Genomic DNA, 5,963 nt, shown 5'->3' with positions numbered 1-5,963 from the left:
TGTACATCGAATGGCAGACAGATGCCTTCCCAACCGCGACTTACATTCTTCTTGGTGGTCTGCTTAAACTCGCGAGTGTAGCTGATCTTCTCGGCAGTAAACTCCTGCGGAACATAGAAGTTGTTATTGCCTGAACCAGTATCAACCAGCACAATGCTCCTTGCAGTGCCATTGATAACCACGTTGTTTACACCTGCGGGAGCCATTGAAGCCTTCTTGACGTAAACCAGCAAGTTAGGATTGTCAATACCCTCGAGCATCTCTGAGGTAAGAGGCGTATCAGAGTTCCAAACGATTGCCGCCAGCGTCTTTGCTGCTTCATCACGTCCACCATAACTTTCAAATGCATCGTCAATACTTCCGCCATCCTCAACAGTGAGCACAGTGCCATTAAAGCTTTCTGTCTTCGCAGTTATGGTCAGCGTACCACTTACGTACGAAATCTCGTAGTTATCGGCCTCAGCGCCCGAAACTGTGATTTCATACTCACCAGGTTCACTATACTCATTCGCTTTGACAGATACGGCAGGCATAGTGGTAAGCACAGCCTCGGTCTCGTTGTTCTTAAATCCTGAGTACTCCACTTCAAACGTTGGTAAGGCCTTACCTTGCTTGATAGTGTAGCTCTTGGCCGCAATCGTAAGCGGTGCCTTGGTGATAGTCAGTGTACCATTTACGCAAGTAATATCCAGCTCCGACTCGCCATCAACCTTAGTATAGGCGATAGTGATAGGATAAGTGCCTGCTGGCGACGACTTAGTTGCCTCACAAGTGATAGAAGGTTTACCACTTAAAGTAACACCCTTGGCAGTAAACTCGAATGTAGGATTATCATCACCATACTCACGTGAATAGTCCTTAGCAGTAAGAGTAACACCAGTGAAATTGGTAAAGTATCCTGGATTATCCACACCGTCATCCAGATGTGCATAAGTAGCATCCACATGGCTTTCGTTGTAAATGGTGCCTGCGCCTCCAACAAGATTGGTGCAGTTTACGAACATTTCCTCACTCTCTGTCACAGAAGCGGTAGTCCAGTAGCTGGCTACATAAATTTTAGTTATGTCGTAACAGCCATAGAACATCCAACTCATGTTGCTCACCTTGAAGGTGTTGAAACTAGACAAGTTGAGTTCCTGCAGACGATGGCACTTATAGAACATACCGCTCATATCTGTTGCTTTTGCAGTATTGAATCCACTAACATCCACTTGTTCCAATTCGTTACAGCCATAGAACATGTACTTCATGTCTGTTACGCTTTGGGTTCTAAGATTTTCCATACCAGTAATGGATGTTAGTTCTTGACAGCCATAGAACCAATAGGCTGTAGACGTGATGGTAGTATCGTTAGCCATTGATGCGTCGAACTCGACAGCTGTGATATTCTGGGCAACACTCTCCCAACCACGATCCTGAGGTAGCTCGAATGGTCCTACACTCATACCATTTCTGGCAGCCTTACGCTTATCATAGTAGAAGGTAAGAGTCTTGGTTGCAACTGTAGCAGCTCTTGTATTAGCCCCACCAGTGTTATCGGTTAGTACTGCATAAGGCTCAACTTCCTGATCCTTCTCTACGATATCAGTTAAGTAGCCTGGATTAGATGTTCCGCCATCAATATGGGCATAGGTAGAGCTTACGTTATTAGAATCATATTTCGTGCCTGCACCGCCAACTAGGCTACTACAACCTGAGAACATGCCTTCGGATACAGTTACAGCGGATGTTGACCAGCCATTACCAACATAAATCGCTTCTAAGCCACAACCTAAGAACATATTTGACATATCTGTAACTTTAGAAGTATTGAAACTGCTTAAATCCAGCGTTGTCAAGTTAGAACAATGTCTAAACAAACCCCACATCGTTGTTACTTCAGATGTAATAATACCTGTAAGATTAATAGTTCTTAGATTGTCACATCCTGCAAAAACATCTTGCATGAACTCTACATTCGAAGTATTGAAACCACTAATATCCACACTTGTCAAAGTGGCACAATCTTCAAACATACCATTCATATTCTTTAAACTTGATGTATCCCAATTTGTCATAATGACATTTTGCAATGAACGGCATCCTTGGAACATGAACAGTGTAGAAGAGACATTCGACATATCAAAACCACTCAGATCTAAACTAATCAACGAACTGCAATCAGAGAACATGAAATGCATGTCAGTGACATTAGTTGTTTTTAAGTTTTCTATACCCTGGATAGTAGCAAGATTAACGCAGTCGTCAAACCAATTTGCAGTACTTGTTAATGATGTACAATTTGCAAAAGAATCATCGAAAACAACTGTTGTAATAGAAGAGCAACTAGTATTCCAATCTCTACTTGAACCATATGAGAATGGACCTACACTCATACCGCCTCTGGCTTGCATATGCTTATCATAATAGAAGGTAAGAGTCTTACCTACAACAACGCCCGCATCTGTAGTAACATTTTCTGTATTATCTGTTAGTACAGCATATGGTTCATTTTCCCTAGTTATGTCGTCGATATCGGTTAAATAACCAGGATTGCTGATACCGCCATCAATATGGGCATAGGTGTAGGTATAATTATTGGGATCATAAACAGTACCTATTCCACCAACTAGTTTCTCACAACCATTAAACATATTCAATCCCTCATCAGCAACAACAAGATCAGTTGTCCAGCCTTGAGAAACATAGATAGTTGTTAAGTTACTGCAGCCACTAAACATACCACCCATATTCTTAGCGCTAGCAGTATTGAAGTTGCTAAGATCGAGACTGGTAAGCGAAGAGCAATTATAGAACATATTGCCAAGATATTCTACACTTTCAGTATTGAAGCTGCTAACATCAACGCTTGCCAAACTAGAGCATCCGTAGAACATAGCAAACATTGTATTAACATTCGCCGTATTAAACGATCTCAAATCCAAGCTCGTCAACGATGAGCATTCATAGAACATCTGTTGCATTTCTGTAACATTGGTAGTATTAAGCTTATCAAGACCAGTAATGCTAGTAAGATTCTTGCATCCCTGGAACCAAGATGCTGTACTTTCAATCGTGTTACAGTTTGCAAACGAATCATCGAATACCACAGAGGTGATTAATTCATTAGATCTATGCCACTCCCAATAAGCTGTAGCATCCATACCACCTCTCGCTTCCTTCTGTTTATCATAGTAGAAGGTAAGAGTCTTGCCCGCAACAGTTCCAGCGTCTGTAGTAACATCGTCGGTATTATCAGTCAGTACTGAATATGCTTCATTCGTATCATTAACAAAAGTAGCAACAACACTATGTTCGCCATAGACCCCACCAAAGGTATACGTCATAGCTTTTGAAGTAGCGTCTATCTCAACCTGTTCTGTTACATCAACATCATCAACCTTAATGTTATCAAACAAATTACCAGAAGTAGGTGTAATAATCATTGTAATCGAATCCCCTCTATTAACAGTAATTTCCAGAGGATTATCAACGTTAATTTCTGTTGTACCAATAGTCAGTTTACCATTGCCTACGACAGAGATGGCAACACCAAATGACGAAGGAGAATTAATATCGGTGAGGTAACCTGGTGTTTCACTATTCGGGCCGCCATCGACTCGAGCATAGGTATGAGTAGAATTACTTACATTATAAGTAGTTCCTTTATCTCCAACAAGTTTTAAGCAGCGAACGAATGTATCATATCCAAATTCTACAGCATCCGTACTCCACCCACTACCAACATAAATAGTTTTAAGGTTGATGCAATCCGCAAACATCCTTTCTAAACTTGTTACGCTGGCTGTATTGAATTTGCTTAAGTCAAGAGTGGTCAAGTTCTCACACTCCCAAAACATTTCTCCTAAGTTAGTTACACTTGATGTATTTATGTCTCCAAAATAAATACTTGTCAAACCAGAACATGCATGGAACATATAGCCCATATCTGTGACACTTTCAGTATTAAAAGTAGATATATCAAGGCTTGTAAGACCACTACAGCTTCTAAACATGGCGTTCATTGTTTTTACCTTGGCCGTATTAAACCTGCTTACATTGATGGCAGATAGACCTGAGCACCCATAGAACATAGAAGACATGTCGGTAACATTTGAAGTATCGAAATAATCCAAATTTAGCGTTGTTAACGAAGAACAGCCTTGGAACATCTCGTTCATATTTGTAACCTTAGCAGTATTGAAATCACTTAAATTAAGGCTACTCAGAGCGCTACAACCACTAAACAATCGATACATGTTCTCAACGTTGCCAGTTTTGAGTTTGCTCAAATCGAGAGAAGTCAATGAGCTACAATTATTGAACATATAACTCATATTAGTGACATTGTCCGTTTTGAGATTCTCAAGACCTGTAATTTCCTTCAAATTACTACATGAACTAAACCACCAACTGGTTGACGTTAATGAAGAATAATTTGCGAACGAGTCATCAAATACCACCTTAGTTATATGGGAAGAAGAAGTTACCCAAGTTACCTGACTCCAATCATAGAAAGGTTCAATAGTCAAACCACTCCTATCAGACTTCTTTTTATCATAGTAGAAGGTAAGAGTCTTGCCCGGAGTAACAACATCGCCTGTAGTAAAGTCATCATTATTATCACTTAGTACAGCATAAGGTTCATTCTCTTTCCCTTTATATGCGACATCAGTTAAATAACCAGGATTAGAGGTTCCTCCATCTATGTGAGAATAGGTATAATCTGTATGCTCGGCACTATAAGTTGTTCCTGAGCCACCAACCAAAGCATAACAGTAAGTAAAATCATCACCACTACCAGGATTACCATTGTCTGATGTTTCACTGATTTTATCCAATGACCAATCAGCACCTACAAATATTTCCTTTAACGATGTATCGCTATAGAACATATTCATGACGGTTAGAGCATTACGAGTATTAAAACTGCTCAGGTCGAGTGATGTAAGATTGGGGCATTGGGCAAACATCGCAGCAAAGACTGTAGCATTCGAAGTATCAAAACCACTTAGATTAAGCGATGTCAAATTTGAACAGCCAGAGAACATACTATTAAACGTTGTAACATTACTGGTATTAAAGTTACTAACATCCAGACTTGTTAATGAAGAACAAGACGCGAACATTGACGACATGTCTGTAACACTTCCAGTATTAAAGCTACTTACGTCAATACTCTGTAATTGAGTACATTCCGTAAACATTTGGCTCATATTAGTAACATTCGCAGTATTCCAACCAGTCAAATTAAGAGTCTCCAAAGCATTACATTCGTAGAACATCAAAGACATTTTTTTAACACTTGAAGTATTAAGGCGACTTAAATCAAGACTACTTAAACTACTACTTCCAGAAAACATTTCTGTCATATCAGTAACGTTTACCGTATTGAAATACTCCATTCCCTCAAAAGTAGGATTAGTCAGGAATGCAGCAAACCAATATGCCGTTGATGTAATACTGGTACAATTAGCAAAACTACTATCAAATACAATCTTCGTAATATCGGCAGTAGCTCCATGCCAACCACGTGAAGTCTTTCCACTAAATGGTCCAACATCCATACCACCTCTTGTTTCCTTCTTCTTATCGTAGTAAAATGTCAATTTAGTATTCTCTTCACTTAACACAGCATAAGGCTCATTTTCTTTGCCTTTATATGCGACATCAGAAAAGTATCCAGGATTTGTTTTTCCGCCATCTATGTGGGCATAAGTGTAGTCTATACGATCTGCATCATAAGGTGTATTCTCGCCACCAACGAGACTTGTACAACCATCGAACATATCATAACCTGATGTAAGATTTTCTGTTGACCAGTTGTCCCCAACATATATTGTCTTTAAGTTCGTACATCTTTCGAACATATTAACCATATATCTAACGTTATCAGTCTTGAAGCTACTAAGATCAAGAGTTGTTAAAGCAGAACACCCACTAAACATGGAATCCATATCCGAAACACTCGATGTATTAAGGCC

General features: G+C 39.8%; 1 protein-coding gene and 1 pseudogene. Both read right to left on the bottom strand.

The features are described 5' to 3' along the window. A partial coding sequence (locus BUB86_RS17795; protein ID WP_254795203.1) for a BspA family leucine-rich repeat surface protein occupies positions 1–5,768 on the bottom strand: 5,768 nt, incomplete at its 3' end. 39 nt (positions 5,769–5,807) lie between these two features. Then, positions 5,808–5,927 (bottom strand): annotated as a pseudogene (locus BUB86_RS18335) (hypothetical protein); the annotation flags it as partial. Between the last annotated feature and the right edge of the window lie 36 nt (positions 5,928–5,963).

Origin of the sequence: Xylanibacter ruminicola (genome assembly GCF_900142525.1) — a bacterium.
Lineage (GTDB): Bacteria > Bacteroidota > Bacteroidia > Bacteroidales > Bacteroidaceae > Prevotella > Prevotella ruminicola_A.
Note: the sequence above shows the minus strand (reverse complement) of the source record. Positions and strands in the feature narration are given on the sequence as shown.